General features: G+C 52.3%; 18 protein-coding genes and 1 riboswitch. Of the genes, 9 read left to right on the forward strand and 9 right to left on the reverse strand.

Annotated features, from left to right (window positions below; genetic code table 11):
- Positions 1–4: 4 nt before the first annotated feature.
- A riboswitch (SAM-SAH riboswitch) is annotated at positions 5–52 on the reverse strand.
- A gap of 33 nt (positions 53–85) precedes the next feature.
- The 7 genes from lnt to miaB form a co-directional block, all read right to left on the reverse strand.
- Positions 86–1,588 carry an apolipoprotein N-acyltransferase gene (lnt, locus tag J4E70_RS10370; RefSeq protein WP_213889154.1) on the reverse strand — a complete coding sequence of 501 codons (1,503 nt, stop codon included), beginning with the start codon at positions 1,586–1,588 and terminating at the stop codon, positions 86–88.
- Positions 1,581–2,483 (reverse strand): hemolysin family protein, encoded by a 903-nt coding sequence (locus J4E70_RS10375; protein WP_213889155.1) that lies wholly within the window; start codon positions 2,481–2,483, stop codon positions 1,581–1,583. The genes lnt and J4E70_RS10375 overlap by 8 nt, the downstream gene beginning before the upstream one ends.
- Before the next feature lie 35 nt (positions 2,484–2,518).
- Complete coding sequence (ybeY, locus tag J4E70_RS10380) at positions 2,519–3,034, reverse strand: rRNA maturation RNase YbeY (RefSeq protein WP_213889161.1); 516 nt, start codon at positions 3,032–3,034, stop codon at positions 2,519–2,521.
- Positions 3,021–4,037 (reverse strand): PhoH family protein, encoded by a 1,017-nt coding sequence (locus tag J4E70_RS10385; protein ID WP_246531703.1) that lies wholly within the window; start codon positions 4,035–4,037, stop codon positions 3,021–3,023. Before J4E70_RS10385 ends, ybeY begins: the two co-directional genes overlap by 14 nt.
- Before the next feature lie 148 nt (positions 4,038–4,185).
- Positions 4,186–4,482: an EexN family lipoprotein gene (locus J4E70_RS10390; protein ID WP_213889166.1), complete on the reverse strand. Its 297-nt coding sequence runs from the start codon at positions 4,480–4,482 to the stop codon at positions 4,186–4,188.
- A gap of 14 nt (positions 4,483–4,496) precedes the next feature.
- Positions 4,497–5,066 carry an OmpA family protein gene (locus J4E70_RS10395; RefSeq protein ID WP_377609559.1) on the reverse strand — a complete coding sequence of 190 codons (570 nt, stop codon included), beginning with the start codon at positions 5,064–5,066 and terminating at the stop codon, positions 4,497–4,499.
- 224 nt (positions 5,067–5,290) lie between these two features.
- Complete coding sequence (miaB, locus tag J4E70_RS10400) at positions 5,291–6,631, reverse strand: tRNA (N6-isopentenyl adenosine(37)-C2)-methylthiotransferase MiaB (protein WP_213889167.1); 1,341 nt, start codon at positions 6,629–6,631, stop codon at positions 5,291–5,293.
- 130 nt (positions 6,632–6,761) lie between these two features.
- Between miaB and J4E70_RS10405 the strand changes: the two genes are divergently transcribed.
- Positions 6,762–7,631 carry a hypothetical protein gene (locus J4E70_RS10405; RefSeq protein ID WP_213889169.1) on the forward strand — a complete coding sequence of 290 codons (870 nt, stop codon included), beginning with the start codon at positions 6,762–6,764 and terminating at the stop codon, positions 7,629–7,631.
- A 3-nt stretch (positions 7,632–7,634) separates the two neighbouring features.
- Here J4E70_RS10405 and J4E70_RS10410 read toward each other — a convergent pair whose 3' ends face one another.
- Positions 7,635–8,438, reverse strand: coding sequence for a c-type cytochrome (locus tag J4E70_RS10410; RefSeq protein ID WP_213889170.1), 804 nt, complete (start codon positions 8,436–8,438; stop codon positions 7,635–7,637).
- Between the two features lie 262 nt (positions 8,439–8,700).
- On the opposite strand from J4E70_RS10410, the gene J4E70_RS10415 reads away from it, so the two are divergent.
- A complete protein-coding gene (locus J4E70_RS10415; RefSeq protein WP_213889171.1) occupies positions 8,701–9,084 on the forward strand; it encodes a hypothetical protein in 384 nt (127 codons plus the stop codon).
- 47 nt (positions 9,085–9,131) lie between these two features.
- On the opposite strand, the gene irrA is transcribed toward J4E70_RS10415, so the two are convergent.
- The gene (gene irrA, locus J4E70_RS10420; protein WP_213889172.1) at positions 9,132–9,548 is read right to left on the reverse strand and encodes an iron response transcriptional regulator IrrA; all 417 of its coding nucleotides are present in this window, start codon (positions 9,546–9,548) and stop codon (positions 9,132–9,134) included.
- Positions 9,549–9,733: 185 nt separating this feature from the next.
- Here irrA and fabA point away from each other — a divergent pair, with 185 nt between their 5' ends.
- The 7 genes from fabA (at position 9,734) to J4E70_RS10455 (ending at position 15,634) form a co-directional block, all read left to right on the forward strand.
- Positions 9,734–10,246, forward strand: coding sequence for a bifunctional 3-hydroxydecanoyl-ACP dehydratase/trans-2-decenoyl-ACP isomerase (gene fabA, locus J4E70_RS10425; RefSeq protein ID WP_213889173.1), 513 nt, complete (start codon positions 9,734–9,736; stop codon positions 10,244–10,246).
- A 20-nt stretch (positions 10,247–10,266) separates the two neighbouring features.
- On the forward strand, positions 10,267–11,493 hold the full coding sequence (fabB, locus tag J4E70_RS10430; RefSeq protein WP_213889174.1) for a beta-ketoacyl-ACP synthase I: 1,227 nt from the start codon (positions 10,267–10,269) through the stop codon (positions 11,491–11,493).
- 9 nt (positions 11,494–11,502) lie between these two features.
- A complete protein-coding gene (locus tag J4E70_RS10435; RefSeq protein ID WP_213889175.1) occupies positions 11,503–12,291 on the forward strand; it encodes an enoyl-ACP reductase FabI in 789 nt (262 codons plus the stop codon).
- Positions 12,292–12,438: 147 nt separating this feature from the next.
- Positions 12,439–12,831 carry a GFA family protein gene (locus J4E70_RS10440; protein WP_213889176.1) on the forward strand — a complete coding sequence of 131 codons (393 nt, stop codon included), beginning with the start codon at positions 12,439–12,441 and terminating at the stop codon, positions 12,829–12,831.
- A 296-nt stretch (positions 12,832–13,127) separates the two neighbouring features.
- The gene (locus J4E70_RS10445) at positions 13,128–13,817 is read left to right on the forward strand and encodes a haloacid dehalogenase type II (RefSeq protein WP_213889177.1); all 690 of its coding nucleotides are present in this window, start codon (positions 13,128–13,130) and stop codon (positions 13,815–13,817) included.
- Between the two features lie 3 nt (positions 13,818–13,820).
- Complete coding sequence (locus tag J4E70_RS10450) at positions 13,821–14,642, forward strand: alpha/beta fold hydrolase (protein ID WP_213889179.1); 822 nt, start codon at positions 13,821–13,823, stop codon at positions 14,640–14,642.
- Complete coding sequence (locus tag J4E70_RS10455) at positions 14,639–15,634, forward strand: threonine ammonia-lyase (protein ID WP_213889181.1); 996 nt, start codon at positions 14,639–14,641, stop codon at positions 15,632–15,634. Before J4E70_RS10450 ends, J4E70_RS10455 begins: the two co-directional genes overlap by 4 nt.
- The last annotated feature ends 2 nt before the right edge of the window (positions 15,635–15,636 follow it).

Genomic DNA, 15,636 nt, shown 5'->3' on the forward strand with positions numbered 1-15,636 from the left:
GAAACGCTCCATTTAAAAAACCCACCACGCCAGGAAGCCGTTGTGGTGGTAAGATATGTCTGCGTAAGGCCGTGAGCGTTGGGCGTCAATCGCTATTTCGAAAACGGGCGATCATTAGCACCGCTAAAAAAACAATAAGCAACAAGACAACAAGACTGTCACCAGTTTTGCTGTAAAAAGTCGCGCGCGCAGCGTTTGGTAATACGGCGTCAAGATAGCCAGCCTGACCCAAAGGCAGGCTTTCAACGACCTGTCCCGTTGCATCAATAACCGCTGAAACCCCGGTATTTGCGACGCGCACCATGGGCAGGCCTTGTTCGACAGCGCGAAACCGGGCCTGTGCAAGGTGCTGGTAAGGGCCCGTCACCTTTCCAAACCAGGCGTCATTGGTAATTTGCAATAACCAGTCGGGTCGCTCGGGTGCCGCATTTACATCTTGTGGAAAGATCACCTCGTAGCAGATCAGTGGCAGAACGCGACCTAGGGGTCCAAGATCAAGCAATACAGGCCCGGGCCCGGGTGAAAAGCCGAAACCATTTTGGGCGGCAAAACCGACAAGACCCATATTCGCCGCTACCGACCCACCCGGTACATATTCGCCAAAAGGTACAAGATGGTGCTTGTCATAAACCGCCTGAAGAAAGCCGGTACTGTCCACGACCGCAAGACTGTTGAACCCCCGGTCGCCGTCACGCCGTTGTGCGCCAAAAACAACCTGCGCCTCACCTGCGGCATCGGAGATCAATGGGAGCACCGGACTGTCAGCGGTTAATGCATAGGGCACAGCCGTTTCCGGCCATATGATCAGATTTGGGTTTCCCTCTGCCGCCGTGAAATCCAATTGACGACGGAAAAAGACCGGGATCATTTCAGGATCCCATTTTTGATGCTGGGGCGCGTTGGGTTGGATCAGACGAACAACAGGACGCGGTTCATCATTAGGTTCAAGCGCGCCTGGCTCGTAAAATGCACCCAAAGGATAGAGTATCCCAAGCAACAGAACGCTTCCAAAGTTGCGTGGGGTTTGCTTCAACAAAACCCGATGCACACTTTCCGCGAACAACAACGTGAGCAACGTCAGCCCATGCGGCCCAAAAACGGCGGCCAGTTGTAGAACCGGCGTCTCTGTCCAGATGTATGATAACAGCCCCCAAGGGAACCCGGTCAGAACGTAAGACCGCAGCAACTCTGTTGCTGTCCAGGTTAAAGCGAGTGTCACTGTGCCGCCACCCATTCTGCGTGCCAGTGCAAAAGCCAGACCCCAGAACAGGGCCATACCGCCCGCAAGGCCAACCAACGCAAACGGGGCCATCCATCCGTGTCGTGCAACATCTACAAGGAAAGGCTCAACAATCCAGAACAAGACGAGGCCGAAATACCCCAGACCTGCTGACCAACCAATCAGAGCCGCTTGTTTTGCACCCTCTGTTACACTGTAGAGCGCGACCAAAACCACCAGCGCCGGCAAAGCCAGCCACCAAAGATTCCATGGCGCTTGTCCCAGCCCGGCAAACACACCCATCAAAAGTGCGAACAACAGTTGAACGCGGGATGACCACGCCGAAACACGCGCCAAAAGCTTAGGCATTCATTACATCAGGAAGGCGCACACGCAGCCGCTTTATACGGCGTGGATCAGCATCGACCACTTCGAACTCGGGACCATCCGGATGGCGGATCATTTCACCCCGGGCGGGAACGCGGCCTGACAAAACAAACACCAGACCACCCAAGGTATCAATTTCTTCGTCATCGATATTTTGGGTCAGGCTCTGACCAATTTCGGCTTCAAATTCATCAAGCGGAGCACGTGCCTCGACTAGGTAGCATCCCGGCTTTTCACTCGTCCAATACTGACCTTCATCCAGATCATGCTCGTCTTCGATCTCACCAATCACCTGTTCAATCAGGTCTTCGATAGTAACCAGCCCGTCAACGCCGCCATATTCATCGATCACCAATGCCATATGAATACGTTCTGACTGCATTTTCTGCAGCAAAACACCGATTGGCATCGAAGGGGGCGCATAGAGCAGCGGTCGGAGCAGGCTTTTAACCGCGAAACGTCCGCCGTTCCCGGTGCCGTTAAACCCGTGTTTCAAGGCAAGATCTTTGAGGTGGATCAACCCGATCGGCGTATCAAGTGTTCCACTATAAACCGGCAACCGTGTTAGGCCACTGTCACGAAAGACCTGAACCAGCTCGTCTTTGTGAATGTCGTTGGAAATTGCAATAATTTCGACTTTCGGAATAGCAACATCTTCAACACGCATACTACGCAGGTTCACCATTCCTCTTGGTGAACTATCGGAACTGCCATTCAGCGGAACGACATCTTCCGTTGCATCATCTAAGTCTGAAGGTGAAAGGGCACCAATAATACGGCTAAAAAAGCCGCGCTGCCCCAATGTTTCGGTCTCGTGTGTCTCAAACTCTTGCGCGCTTTGCGCTGCGCTAGAGGAGCCTTCGCTTGTGTCGCCCATTTTTCCTTTCCAAGTGTTCCGACACAATTAGTGTCCTAAATATTATATGGGTCTGCAATTCCCAAATCCGCAAGTATCTCTTTCTCCACCCCCTCCATAAGGGCTGCATCTTCTTCGCATATGTGATCATAACCCAACAGATGTAAGACCCCATGCACAATTAGATGGGTAACATGTTCTTTAGGCGATTTTGCGGCTGCGTTCGCTTCGGATAAGCACGTCTCATACGAAATTGCAATATCACCAAGTTCTACTGGCATTCCGGTCGGATCTTTTCCTGGCGGTGCGGGCGTGCCACCGGGTTGATCTGCGGCGCGGTCTTCGCTGGGCCAGGACAACACATTTGTTGCCGTTGGCTTTTCCCGAAATTCGCTGTTCAACTCTGCTATTCTGGCGTCGTTGCACCCCATAACGCAAATTTCAAATTTCTGCGGATCATGCGCCAAATGCTTCAACGTCGCAGTCGCAGCGGCCTGAGAAAGCGCCTCAAGGTTCAACGCATCCCAGCGCTCGTCTTCAACAATTGTGTCAACAAGATCAGAGGCGGGCATCGTCGCGATCATAAGCTTCAATGATTTTTGCGATCAACGGATGCCGCACGACATCTTTGGCAGTAAAATAATTAAACGATATGCTATCGATATCTTTGAGCAACCGTTCAGCATCATGCAATCCACTTGTCACACCACGCGGCAGGTCCACCTGTGAACGGTCACCGGTAATAACCATCCGTGACCCCTCACCAAGGCGGGTCAGGAACATTTTCATCTGCATGGTTGTGGCGTTCTGTGCTTCGTCAAGCACGACGAAAGCGTTGGACAGCGTTCGCCCACGCATAAACGCAAGCGGCGCAATCTCGATCCGTTTATCCTCGATAAGCTTCGCAACCTGTTTGCCTGGCAGAAAATCAGCCAACGCGTCGTAAAGGGGTTGCATGAAGGGGTCGACCTTTTCTTTCATGTCGCCCGGTAAGAACCCCAACCTTTCACCGGCCTCGACAGCGGGACGCGAGAGGATAATTCTGTCGACATGGCCACCGATAAACATACTGACACCAACCGCGACGGCCAAATATGTTTTACCCGTCCCGGCAGGCCCGATGCCAAAAGCCATTTCATTCTGATAAAGCGCCTGCACATAGGCATTCTGCGCTTCAGTACGCGGTACAATGGTTTTTTTTCGGGTGTTTATCTCAACCCGACCTCCCCGGAACATTTCCAGTTGGTCGCCATCGCGGATTCCAGTGTCCTTTTCAGAATCACCCATTCTAATTTCACCGTCGATATCGCCGGGCTCAAAGCTTTGCCCGGCTTCAAGCCGAACGTATAGCGCCTGCAATACCTCGGCCGCTTTTTCACGTGCTCCCGACTCGCCCAGAACCGCAAGCAGATTTCCCCGGCGCAAAATCTGCACCGATAATTTTTCTTCAATCTGAGTTAAATTTTTATCAAACTCACCACAAAGGTCGATCAATAACCGATTATCAGGGAATTCCAGAAGAGTTTCTTCTGCCTCTTCTGTGTTTGGCGGTGGTGTCAACGCACGAATATCCAAAAATATCTCCGTTGGGTGCAAGTTAAGACCGATGGTGCCAAGTCGCGCGCCGGTGTGCAAGCACACATTGCAAAACATCACGTAACTGCAACAAAATAGCCGCGAAGACTGATCGCGGCTATTTTGGTTTTCTGGGTGTGTTTAGATATCAGATCGGGTCGCCAATGGTTGTCCCATCATGATACCCGCCGATTGCTGTGCTTGGCGGGGCAGAGCCGGAACAGACCGGACGGCCAAGACGATCAAGCCTTGTGCTAAGATAACCCTCGATGCCATCATCAATAATCCAGTGATCGCACCCATTCGGGTCAATCCAGATTCCCGCTTGAAGCTCGGTCAGGTCTTTTGAGTCAACAAAGCGGTCAACGGTTTTGTCTACTTTTTCTGTGCATGCAGAAAGAACTGCTACAGAGGCGAGAATTGTAAAACCATGTAAGATTTTCATGTCGGTTCTCTCCTTCAGCGGACACAAATGATTTCGACGCGGCGGTTCTGCTGCATGCCCGCAGCGGTCGTGTTGGTAGCACGTGGCTGTCGTTCGCCATAACCGCGCACATCGGCAACACTTGCACCTGCGCTACGCGCAATGCTCGCAACAGCGTTTGCCCGGTTTTCGGAAAGGCGCATGTTGTACTGATCACTCGCGCGGCTATCAGTGTGACCAATGACAATGTAGGAATTCACGCCATCCTGACGGAAGAACTCTGCAAGACGCTGGCGGTTTGTTGCGTTGATTGAATAGCGGTCCGTTGCAAACAACTGGTCAGAACTCATCACAGCACAGGTATCCAGTTGGCGACATACTGGCGTACCATCGCGATTGAGGTGGTTATCCATGTAACCTTCCCAACCGTCGTCCATCACCCAATGTTCGCAACCATCCGGATCAACCCAGATCGTCGGGACATAACGTTCCCCTCTCACGGTTTGCTGCGCCATACTCGGGCCAGCCAAAAATGCAAACGTCAGTGCAAGAGCAGAAACGCCCCCCAGCACGAACCGAATGCTTTTTAAATATCTGATCAACACCGCTTACATCCTTGTTCTCAATTGGTGCAGCGGAGAAACCACAGGATGTATTTTCCCGGTTCTGTGCCGCCACAAAATCAGGAGGATATTAGCAAATTTTACAATAAAAAGAATGCACTAGGTCAGTTCATCGTGTCCAATCAGGAAACACTGATACAACTTTAGGTACATTGTCTCGACATATCGCTGAAAATACCTTCACGATACTGTCAAAATCGTTAACGTCAGGAAACTGGAGCTGTCTTTTCCAGGATTTCGCCACCCAGAGAGTTTCGCTCGCTCCCGGTGATTCTCACCCATTTGATATCGCCAGTCGCAATATTCGGATCGCTGACATGCACAGCATGCAAATACTCAGATTTTCCGACCATTTGGCCATCCAGCCGCCCTGGTTTTTCAAACAAAACCTTCACATCGCGACCAATCATTTCGTTCTGAATCTCGCTCTGCTGACGTGCAAGAAGCGCTTGAAGGCGATAGAGACGCTCTGTCTTCGCGGCTTCATCCACCTGCGCGCGCTCTGCTGCGGGCGTCCCGGGGCGCGTAGAATACTTAAAGGAATAGGCCTGTCCGTAACGCACCTCTTCGATCAAGCGCATGGTGTCCTGAAAATCATCTTCAGTTTCACCCGGAAACCCGACAATAAAGTCTCCGGATAGCAAAATATCCGGGCGTGCTTTGCGAATACGCTCAATAATGCGCAGATATTCTTTGGCGGTATGTTTGCGGTTCATTCCTTTCAGAACCTTATCGCTGCCAGATTGAACCGGAAGATGCAGGTAGGGCATCAGTTTTTCACAGGCACCATGCGCTTCGATTAACGTGTCATCCATATCGTTGGGGTGGCTTGTGGTAAAACGAATACGTTCCAGACCGTCGATGTCATTCAGCACCCAGATGAGCCGCGCTAATGTATAGTCGCCACCTTCTCCTGCACCGTGATAGGCATTCACATTCTGACCCAATAGGGTAATCTCGCGAACACCCCGTTCGACCAAGTCTCGCGCTTCGCCGAGAATTCGGTCAACCGGGCGGCTGACCTCTGCACCGCGGGTGTAGGGCACCACACAGAACGCACAGAACTTATCGCATCCCTCCTGCACCGTCAGAAAAGCAGTCGGGCCGCGTTTTGCCTTGGGGCGTTTTGCAAGGTGATCAAACTTGTCTTCCTCAGGGAAATCCGTGTCCAGCGCCTTCTTACCGGCCTCAACCTCGAGCATCATTTCTGGCAAGCGGTGATAGGTCTGTGGCCCAACAACCAGATTGACCATCGGTTGACGCCGCATAATTTCGGCCCCTTCGGCCTGTGCGACGCAACCGGCAACACCGATCTTCAGGTCCGGGTTTTCTGCTTTCAGCCCTTTAAATCGCCCAAGTTCCGAATAAATTTTTTCCGCCGCCTTTTCACGAATGTGACAGGTGTTCAGCAGAATCATATCCGCGTCTTCAACTACATCTGTTGTTGTGTAACCCGAGGTGCCCAGCGCCTCAGCCATTCGTTCGCTGTCATAGACATTCATCTGACAGCCATAGGTCTTGATGAAAAGTTTCTTTGCGTCCGACATGGCCCTTAGCCTTTACATCTGTTCAGTGGAGCTTCCTATAGAAAGAGAAGCGCGGCTGCAACGCTTGCAATGAACAGAAAATTAATCGATTTTGGACAAAACGGACCGGCAAAAGGCGGGCAGCAGGCAAATGATCTACAACGATCTCAAGGATTTTCTGTCAAAAGGCAAAGAGGTGCTGGCCAAAGGCCCGATTGCGCTGATTCTTGTCGAAGATCTGGTCGAAGTCGACACAACCATCCGACACCACCAGCAGGCCGGGTTCAAAGAGACATTGGTTTTTGCTCCGCCGGAGTTAGAGCTTCCTGACGTTCTGGAAAAGGCAATACATCGCATTCCGTTTAATATGCACGAAAATGGCGCGACGGAAACGGCGGTGAACGCCATCAATGACGCCGCGCCAGATGTCTGGATCTACTACTGCTACAACGCCGAATATCTTTTCTATCCGTTTTGTGAAACGCGCAGCATAGGTGAAATGCTGGCCTTCAATTCTGAGGAGCGCCGGGATTCCGTCTTAACTTATGTCGTCGATCTCTATGCGGGCGATCTTAATGAATACCCCACCGCAGTCTCGCTGGAAGACGCACATATGGATAAAACTGGGTACTACGCCCTCGCGCGCAAAGACCCTGACAATCACTTTCATCCGAAGGAACGCCAGCTTGATTTCTTTGGCGGGCTGCGCTGGCGGTATGAGGAACATATCCCGATGATCCGGCGCAAGATTGACCGGATTGCCCTGTTCAAAAGCAAACCGGGATTGCGGTTACTGCCAAGCCATACCTTCAACGATGAAGAAATGAATACCTACGCTTGCCCCTGGCACCACAACATCACGGCGTCAATTTGCAGTTTCCGAACTGCAAAAGCGCTGAAATCAAACCCCGGCAGCAAGTTTGATATCGAAAGCTTCACCTGGCACAATTCCACAACGTTCGAGTGGCATTCGCAGCAATTGCTGGATCTTGGCTTGATGGAGCCGGGGCAGTGGTTTTAGAGCCTACTCCTGCGGAAGCGTCGCGATGTAACTCAGCACATCCCCTGCAACGTCAGGACCAAACACACGAAGATTGATCATTTCAACACCCGGATGGGCGTTCAGAATCTTGTTCATGACTTCATCAGGAGCAGCAACCGCTTCGGTCCCGACATAGGCAGGCCCATCTTCATCGCCCCAATCAAGACTACGCCCGTCAAATCCATGGCATACAGCACAGGTTGTCTGAAAAATCGCGCGTCCGCTGTCTGGATCGCCTGCGATGATTTCTCGAGTTGCGAGATCGACGTAATTCGCCATGTCAATCTGACCCCGGGAAACGAAGGCCGCTAAGCGCGCCAGTTCTTCGTCACTGATCATCTCAGCGGTAAAACCATGTGTGGGGGCCCTCATCGTGGTCGCTATCTCGGCCTCATCCATTCCAATAGCTTCGGAGATACCTTTGATCCCCGTGAAATGGCTGCCAGAACGATAAACGCCCTCAGCCCCCAGATAGTCCCATCCATGGCATTCTTTGCAGCGCCATGTTGTTGAGCCGTCCTTTTTGCCCGTTGCGGGATAAGAGGGATGCGTCCCTTCCGGCTCGTCCCTATCAAGCGCAACCCACCAGTTGTCATAAATGCGCCCACCCGCAGCGAGCGTCCAAGCGTCTGTTGGATTTTCCGGAGCACCGTGCACAAACATTTGTGCCTCTTCACCATGCGAATAGTCATGGTTTTCCGCTTCACTGGCTTCGAGCTGCCCCGCGGCACCCGCAACCAAAGCTGTTACTACTATTGCTGAAAAACTTAACGAAAATAGTCGCATATCCCCTCCCGAGGTTTCCGCGCCTTAAAAGCGCAGCGATTCGCGACGTTCCCTAAATTCAGTTTAGCATTGTTTTATCTAACGATGCTGGAGATTCCGGAACTCAACTGTGCAACGTTAATTTCTGAAATTTTGAAGGATCTTCACATTGTTGAGCTGCGGTTATCGATTGGCCTGCAATAACAATTCTCAACGTAAGTTGATTGGGTGCTTCGACCAGAATTCAGTTATGCGTATCTGTAGCTCAGCACACGGAATTGAAATGAAAGCTGTTCTTGATGAAATGATGCCGAACGATCACCCGGAGAACGGGACTTTCCGCATTGTTAAAGAGGACGTTATCCGCTGGGCGGTGGCGGAATCACGTACGCTACCCGATTTCTACGAAAAACTCGCATTGTACTTGGCCAAGGAATACCACCAAGGACGTTTGTCCTTTGAAATTTGTGATGCAATTGTAAATGATCTTTGGGTTGTAATTCTTCACGAGCATCGTGGAGAATTCAAAATACCCGAAATGTTCTATGAAGTATTCAGCGCCTTTGACGAAGGCGAATATCACCATTCAAAAGACAAAAGCGATGATCCGATTTCTGACTACACTGATCCATGGATCGCAGAAATTTTGGAGAAGTTTTTAGACTAAAGCAGCGCTTTTGAGTATTACCCGCAATTCATAAATTGAAGGTAGTCCTAAACCCGCCGCACCCGGATCACGACGTCAACCTTGCTGACTTCTGCACCCTCGGGTGCCTCGGGCAGGCGTGAAATCACGAGTTGCTCCGCAGGGGCATCGGTCAGCTCGTGGCTGTCTTCCCAGAAAAAATGCGGGTGGTCCGTGATATTGGTGTCAAAATAGCTTTTTGAACCATCCACCGTTACCTCACGCATCAATCCGGCGTCACAGAACGCGCGTAGCGTGTTGTAGACCGTCGCGAGCGACACCTTGTCACCCGTAGCAACAGAGGCAGCATACAGGCTTTCTGCCGTCACATGGCGATCATTGCCATCACCCACCAATAATGTAGCCAACGACATGCGCTGACGCGTCGGGCGCAGGCCCGCGCTGCTAAGCCAGGATGTACCTCTCTCGGTCGCGCGGATGGTCATAAGAGGACTACTTTCGGTTGCTTCCACCTCATATATGGCTGAATTCGCGCCAATTTCAAATGATTTTCAATTGCAACTACCCTCCAGAGCCTTTTTATTTGTTGGATTTGCAACCCTTGCCACCCGTCTTTTTCAGGTGCTAAACGGGTGATAACAAATACATGACGAACAGGGGGCGGGTCTCTATGGCCGAATATCCAAGCAGTTTTGACAAAGAGGGGCTTTTGAAGTGCGCGCGGGGCGAACTTTTTGGCCCCGGTAACGCTCAGTTGCCGCTGCCCCCGATGCTGATGATGGACCGCATCACCGAAATCAGCGCGGATGGCGGTGCCAATGGCAAAGGCCATGTTGTTGCTGAATTCGACATTACCCCCGACCTGTGGTTTTTCGAATGCCACTTCCCCGGCAACCCAATCATGCCCGGCTGTCTTGGTCTTGACGGCTTGTGGCAACTTACCGGCTTCAATCTGGGCTGGCGCGGCATGCTAGGCAGGGGCATGGCCCTTGGCGTGGGCGAAGTGAAGCTTAAAGGCATGGTCAAACCCGACCGCAAAATGTTGCGTTATTACGTGGACTTTACAAAGGTGATCGACCGTCGTCTGAAGATGGGCGTCGCGGATGGCCGGGTTGAAGCGGATGGCGAAGAGATCTATCTCGTAAAAGATATGAAGGTCGGCCTGGCAACAGACGCCAGCTGACATCAAGGAAAGGACTACCCATGCGCCGCGTCGTTATCACCGGAATAGGGATCATTTCACCCATTGGCAACAATGCCGAAGAGGTTACTGCTTCGCTGCAAGCAGGAAAATCCGGGGTTATATTTGAGGAGAACTATGCCGCGAATGGTTTTCGCAGCCAAGTTGCCGGTATTCCAAAGATCGATCTGGTTGAATCCATAGACAAGCGCCAGCTTCGCTTTATGGGGCCGGGTGCTGCCTATAATTATCTTGCGATGGAACAGGCAATCGCCGACTCCGGACTCGAAGACAATGAAGTGTCCAACCCGCGCACCGGGCTGGTAATGGGCTCTGGCGGGCCATCTACGTCGAACTTCTTTACGGCTTTCACAGCAGTTAAAGAGAAAGGCGCACCCAAGCGTATGGGTCCTTTTATGGTGACCCGCTGCATGTCATCTACCAATTCTGCCTGCCTTGCCACGCCCTTCAAAATCAAGGGTATAAACTATTCAATAACATCTGCCTGCTCTACCAGTGCGCATTGCATCGGTAATGGGGTCGAGCAAATTCAGATGGACAAACAGGACATCGTTTTTGCGGGCGGCGGCGAAGAGGTCGACTGGACCCTTTCCTGCCTGTTTGACGCAATGGGTGCGATGTCGAGCAAGTATAACGACACGCCCGAAACGGCCTCTCGCCCATTTGATGCGACCCGCGATGGCTTTGTCATAGGCGGCGGCGGCGGTGTCTTGGTGTTAGAAGAACTAAGCCACGCATTGGCACGCGGAGCCAAGATATACGCCGAAGTCACCGGCTATGGCGCGACGTCGGACGGCTACGACATGGTCGCACCATCTGGCGAAGGCGGCGAACGTTCTATGAAAGTGGCACTATCCACGATCGGCGATCGCAAAATCGACTATATCAACGCACATGGCACATCGACGCCAGCAGGCGATGTCACCGAAATAGAAGCCGTTCGTCGCGTCTTTGGCCGGGGTAGCACTCCGCCAATAAGTTCTACAAAATCGCTGACAGGTCACAGTCTGGGCGCAACCGGTGTACACGAGGCAATCTATTCGCTTCTGATGATGAAAGACAATTTTATCACAGCGTCTGCCAATATCACCGAACTTGACCCGGCACTTGATGAAGGTGAAATTGTGACAACGCGCCTGAATGACGTAAATCTTGATACAGTCCTTTCAAACAGCTTTGGGTTTGGCGGCACAAATGCCACCTTGATCATGAGCAAATATCACGGATGATTAAATAAAATGCCTGAGTTGATGAAGGGAAAGCGCGGCCTGATCATGGGGGTCGCCAACGAACGTTCTATAGCCTGGGGCATTGCAAAAGCGATGGCCGCCGAAGGTGCAGAACTGGCGTTCACCTACCAGGGTGAGGCTTTTGGAAAACGGGTCGCCCCGCTCGCGGAAAGCCTCGGCTCGGATATACTGGTCGATGCAGATGTCAATAATGATGCATCGCTTGATCTGGCATTTCAGACGCTCAAAGATCGTTGGGGCAGCCTGGATTTTGTCGTCCACGCAATCGCATTTTCTGACAAAAACGAACTCACGGGCCGTTTCATCAACACAAGCCGCGAAAACTTCAAAAATTCGCTGTGTATTTCCTGCTACTCGCTGATCGAAGTCGCACGCCGGGCCGCCCCGCTAATGAGCGATGGCGGCACAATCCTGACCCTGACCTACCAAGGCTCAAACCGGGTGACACCGTATTACAACGTGATGGGTGTTGCGAAGGCCGCGCTGGAAAGTTCTGTGCGTTACCTTGCGAATGACCTGGGACCAGAAGGTATTCGCGTAAACGCGATCAGCCCCGGCCCGATGAAAACCCTGGCCGGAGCCGCGATAGGCGGCGCGCGCAAAACCTTTCGCCAGACAGAAGCGAACAGCCCGCTGCGCAGCAATGCGACGTTGGAGGCAATCGGAGGTACTGCAGTTTACCTCGCCTCTGAATATGGGGCTTGCACGACGGGTGAAATTATCACGGTTGATGGCGGCTACCATGTTTTGGGAATGCCACAGCCTGAAAACCTGTAGGTAACACAGGCACCAAGGGCTGCTTTGAGCCCTTGGTGACCGTCTCCGGCTTTTCAGGGAATGTCCGCTGTTGGGCTTACCAAATCGTAGACGCCTGACAGAATTCGTTGTAGATATCCCGACCGTTTGATTTTGAGGAGACACCCCATGGATCGGTTCACGGGAAGTTGCCTTTGTGGCAACGTGCAATTTACTGCGTTGGGAAACCCATACCGGGTGGGCCTTTGTCACTGCCTAGGTTGCCGTAAGCATCATGGGGCGCTCTTTTATGCTTCCGCGGTGTTCCCTCAGGATGCGGTTACAATCGAAGGCGAAACACGCAACTACGCCGGGAGATTTTTCTGTCCACGTTGCGGTTCGTCAGTTTTTGCACGCAGCGAAGACGAAATCGAAGTGCACTTGGGATCGTTGGATGCTGCGGACCAACTCGTGCCAACTTACGAAAGCTGGACCGTTCATCGTGAGTCTTGGTTGCCTCCATTTCCGGAAACGAGGCTGTACGAGCACGGTCGTGAAACCACTGGTAGGGCTGAGAATTAAATTCCGCAATCTTTGAAAAGCGGTTATTCGGCTAAAAGTAAGGGATGTCAGCTTTATCCTGTGTGGATTGTGTATGGACCCCGCCTTATTGCAACGGTTTTGATGGGTCTGGTTCAGGATCACGATTGCTGACGTATTACCGGCTTCTATGAGCGGCCCGATACCTCGTTTACGAATTGTTAACACTCTGCTGCCACAGACCCGTCAATGATCGGGACAGGATATAACCATTAAGTGAATGGCCCTTTTCCTCGCCAAATCGCTATGCCAATCTCGCCGCAACCAAGGAGAACACCATGCCTATCACAACTTGTGTCTTTGACGCCTACGGAACACTGTTTGACGTATCCGCTGCGGCGCGTGAAGCAGCGGCAGAGCCGGGGCGCGAAGCGTTCGCTGACCTCTGGCCCAAAGTTGCAAATGACTGGCGGTTGAAGCAACTGCAATACACCTGGCTACGCGCCGTTGCTGATGCCCATGCAGATTTCTGGGATGTCACGCAAAACGGGCTGGACTGGGCACTCGAAGCATCGGGTCTTGATGGCGATGCCGAATTAAGAGAGCGTCTGTTGCAGCTTTACTGGGAGCTTTCGGCTTACCCCGAAGTTCCCAAAATGCTGGCAACACTCAAAGAGAACGGCATGCAAACCGCGATTCTGTCAAACGGCTCCCCCGCAATGCTGGATGGCGCTGTAAAATCCGCCGGCCTGTCTGACGTGCTTGACGACGTTTTGTCGGTTGAATCTGTCGGTGTCTTCAAGCCTCACCGCAGCGTTTATGACCTCGTCGGCAAACGGTTTGGCACAAAACCTGATCAGGTTTTGTTTGTCTCTTCAAATGGTTGGGATGCTGCTGCTGCAACAGGTTATGGCTTCCAGACTGCATGGGCCAATCGCGCAAATGAACCGGTAGACAGACTGCCCTGGGTCCCGCATAACATACTGAGCAATCTTACAACGATCCCAGATCTAGCCCAGCGCCTTTAACATATGAAACATTACACATCTTCTGATGGTTTGACCCTCGCCTTCCAGGATGAAGGCGAGGGTCTTCCTTTGCTATGCCTCTCTGGCCTGACGCGAAACTCGACTGACTTCGATTATGTCGTTCCGCATTTAAAAAACATCCGGGTGATCAGGCCGGACTATCGCGGCCGCGGCGCATCGGAGCATGCTGACTATACGACCTACACTGTTCCAACAGAGGCACGGGATGTGTTGGAACTGATGGATCATCTGGGCCTTGAAAAGGCAGCCATTCTTGGCACCTCGCGTGGCGGACTTATTGCGATGGGGCTGGCAGGTACAGTTAAGGACCGGCTGCTTGGCGTTTGCCTGAATGACATCGGCCCAGAGATTGCGCACGAAGGTCTGCGAAACATTATGACCTACCTCGGTCGTCGCCCTCCGCAAAAAACGTTTGAAGATGCGGCAATTGCCCGGGCCAAGTTTATGGTCGGTTTCCACGATGTTCCCATATCCCGCTGGGACGATGAAGTACGCAAACATTATGTCGAAACTGACCACGGTCTTGGCATCACCTATGACGCAAAACTACGCCGCGCTGTTGAAGTTGCAAGCGCGCAGCCTGCCCTAGACCTCTGGCCATTTTTTGATGCACTTCAAGGGTTGCCGCTGGCACTGATCCGCGGTGAAAACTCTGACCTTTTGTCACCGGAAACGGCCTCTGAAATGCAGCGCCGCCGCCCTGACATGGTGTTTGCTAATATCCCCGACCGCGCGCATGTGCCTTTTCTCGACGAACCTGAAAGCCTTGAAATCATTTCACAATTTCTGGATAAAATCCGATGACAGATATCACAATGATCGAAGCGGCTGCTAAGCGTCTAAAGGGTCACGCGCGGCGCACCCCACTTTTGTCTTCGCCGTTTCTGGATGAAATCGCCGGGCGCCGGGTTTTTGTGAAACCTGAATGCCTTCAACATACCGGGTCCTTCAAATTTCGCGGAGCGTGGTCAGCCCTTTCTGCGCTTGATCCTGCGGTGCGAACCAAGGGTGTGATCGCTTTTTCTTCGGGAAACCATGCACAAGGCGTTGCGCTTGCCGCACGCATGCATGGCGTCCCATCCGTCATAGTGATGCCGTATGACGCGCCCCACCTGAAGATCGACAATACCCGCGCGTTGGGGGCAGAGGTTGTTCTTTATGACCGTTTCGGCGAAGACCGCGATGCGATTGGGGAGACGTTATCAAAGGAACGCGGCCTTACTTTGATCAAGCCGTATGACGAGCCTTTGGTCATCGCAGGCCAGGGTACAACTGGCCTTGAAATAGCAGAGCAGGCGGCTCACGAGGGCATTGACAAGGCAGATGTCATTGTCTGCTGCGGTGGTGGTGGCCTTACTTCTGGTATCGCGCTGGCACTCGAAGCGCGTGCTCCGGGTTTGCGCGCGCGTCCTGCAGAGCCTGAAAATTTTGATGATGCGACCCGGTCACTGCTATCTGGGAACATTGAAACAAATGCCTCTGGCAACCAATCCATTTGCGATGCAATTGTAACTCCTTCGCCCGGCCAGATTACTTTCCCGATCATGCAGCGACTTTGCGGCCCCGGAATTGTTGCAACGGATGAAGAATGCCTGAAAACAATGGCCCTTGCCTTTCTGAGGTTGAAAATTATTCTTGAACCCGGAGGCGCAATCGCCCTTGCTTCTGCGTTGTTCCATCAGGATGAGATTAAGGGTGATGCAGTGATTTGCGTTGCATCGGGAGGAAATGTCGACGCCGATGTCTATCAGGATGCGTTACGTAAATATGGAACTCCCAATCCAACTGACAGCTAGAA

The sequence above is a fragment of the Pseudohalocynthiibacter aestuariivivens genome, from assembly GCF_018457175.1.
In the GTDB taxonomy this organism is placed as follows: domain Bacteria; phylum Pseudomonadota; class Alphaproteobacteria; order Rhodobacterales; family Rhodobacteraceae; genus Pseudohalocynthiibacter; species Pseudohalocynthiibacter aestuariivivens.

What these genes read in the sequence shown, in the direction of transcription:
- fabB (WP_213889174.1), top strand. Translation starts at nt 10,267, where the DNA reads ATGCGCCGCGTCGTTATCACCGGAATAGGGATCATTTCACCCATTGGC.
- lnt (WP_213889154.1), bottom strand. Translation starts at nt 1,588, where the DNA reads ATGCCTAAGCTTTTGGCGCGTGTTTCGGCGTGGTCATCCCGCGTTCAA.
- J4E70_RS10405 (WP_213889169.1), top strand. Translation starts at nt 6,762, where the DNA reads ATGATCTACAACGATCTCAAGGATTTTCTGTCAAAAGGCAAAGAGGTG.
- J4E70_RS10445 (WP_213889177.1), top strand. Translation starts at nt 13,128, where the DNA reads ATGCCTATCACAACTTGTGTCTTTGACGCCTACGGAACACTGTTTGAC.
- J4E70_RS10375 (WP_213889155.1), bottom strand. Translation starts at nt 2,483, where the DNA reads ATGGGCGACACAAGCGAAGGCTCCTCTAGCGCAGCGCAAAGCGCGCAA.
- irrA (WP_213889172.1), bottom strand. Translation starts at nt 9,548, where the DNA reads ATGACCATCCGCGCGACCGAGAGAGGTACATCCTGGCTTAGCAGCGCG.
- J4E70_RS10455 (WP_213889181.1), top strand. Translation starts at nt 14,639, where the DNA reads ATGACAGATATCACAATGATCGAAGCGGCTGCTAAGCGTCTAAAGGGT.
- J4E70_RS10390 (WP_213889166.1), bottom strand. Translation starts at nt 4,482, where the DNA reads ATGAAAATCTTACATGGTTTTACAATTCTCGCCTCTGTAGCAGTTCTT.
- J4E70_RS10435 (WP_213889175.1), top strand. Translation starts at nt 11,503, where the DNA reads ATGCCTGAGTTGATGAAGGGAAAGCGCGGCCTGATCATGGGGGTCGCC.
- J4E70_RS10450 (WP_213889179.1), top strand. Translation starts at nt 13,821, where the DNA reads ATGAAACATTACACATCTTCTGATGGTTTGACCCTCGCCTTCCAGGAT.
- J4E70_RS10440 (WP_213889176.1), top strand. Translation starts at nt 12,439, where the DNA reads ATGGATCGGTTCACGGGAAGTTGCCTTTGTGGCAACGTGCAATTTACT.
- J4E70_RS10415 (WP_213889171.1), top strand. Translation starts at nt 8,701, where the DNA reads ATGAAAGCTGTTCTTGATGAAATGATGCCGAACGATCACCCGGAGAAC.
- ybeY (WP_213889161.1), bottom strand. Translation starts at nt 3,034, where the DNA reads ATGCCCGCCTCTGATCTTGTTGACACAATTGTTGAAGACGAGCGCTGG.
- fabA (WP_213889173.1), top strand. Translation starts at nt 9,734, where the DNA reads ATGGCCGAATATCCAAGCAGTTTTGACAAAGAGGGGCTTTTGAAGTGC.
- miaB (WP_213889167.1), bottom strand. Translation starts at nt 6,631, where the DNA reads ATGTCGGACGCAAAGAAACTTTTCATCAAGACCTATGGCTGTCAGATG.
- J4E70_RS10410 (WP_213889170.1), bottom strand. Translation starts at nt 8,438, where the DNA reads ATGCGACTATTTTCGTTAAGTTTTTCAGCAATAGTAGTAACAGCTTTG.